This window comes from Streptomyces verrucosisporus, from assembly GCF_017114865.1.
GTDB lineage: Bacteria > Actinomycetota > Actinomycetes > Streptomycetales > Streptomycetaceae > Streptomyces > Streptomyces fenghuangensis.
On record NZ_JADEYH010000081.1, the window covers coordinates 1 to 894 of the forward strand.

General features: G+C 67.3%; 1 pseudogene. It reads right to left on the minus strand.

Annotated features, from left to right (window positions below):
* Positions 1 to 10 precede the first annotated feature (10 nt).
* Positions 11 to 818 (minus strand): annotated as a pseudogene (locus IQ279_RS27530) (transposase family protein).
* Positions 819 to 894 lie beyond the last annotated feature (76 nt).

Consider the following 894-nt stretch of genomic DNA (forward strand, 5'->3'; position numbering starts at 1 on the left):
TGAACCTCTTTCATCCTGTGTAGTCGCAGGTCAGCAGGACGTGTACTGCTTGGACGGTGCGGCCGATGCGTCGGGTTGAGCAGCGGGCTCTGCGCAGTGCTCGCCAGGACTTCAGCCGGGCGAAGGCGCGCTCGCCCGGAGCGCGCAGCCGGACCTGGTCTCGGTTGTACTGCTGGTAGTGCTCGGGCAGGTCGCGGTGGCCGTAAGTCAGGGGTGCGGACGGTGGCGCCGGCGCCCTGGTAGGCGCGGTCGGCCAGCACGAGAATCTGCCGGGTCAGACAGGCTTGGACGATGCCGTGGGCGCGGGCCGCGGTCAGGTCATGGGTGCGTCCCGGGGCCGCGCGCGAGAACCAGAGCGGGGTGCCGTCCGGGCGGGCGATGACCTGCACGTTCATCCCGTGACGGCGGTGTTTCACCGAGTAGTACGGCTCGTCCGCCGCGATGCGGTCGATCGGGATCAGCGTGCCATCCACGATGACGAAGTCGCCCTCGCCCAGGCCGACGAGGGCCTCGTGCAGGCCGGGCGCCCACGAGGCGAGAACGTCCAAAACCTCGTCGACATAGCGCCAGGCAGTCGCCTCTGAGACGCCGAAACCGGCGCCGAGCTGGGCGAACGTCTCGTTCTTGCGGAGATGGGCCAGGGCGAGCAAGGCCTGCTTGAAGCAGCCCAGCTTCCGCCACGGCGAGTTCAGTTCACGCCTTCGGACGTAGACGAGCCAGGAGACATGCTCGACCAACTCGTGCGGAACATCGAGCATGGCAGGATACGGAACCAACAGGGCCCCTCCGGTCGCCGGTGTGCTGAGTGGAATCACCACGCCAACGACGAGGGGCCCTGCCCCGTCACCACCCTCACTGACCAGCTCGTTTCACCCTTGCAGTACAGGATGAAAG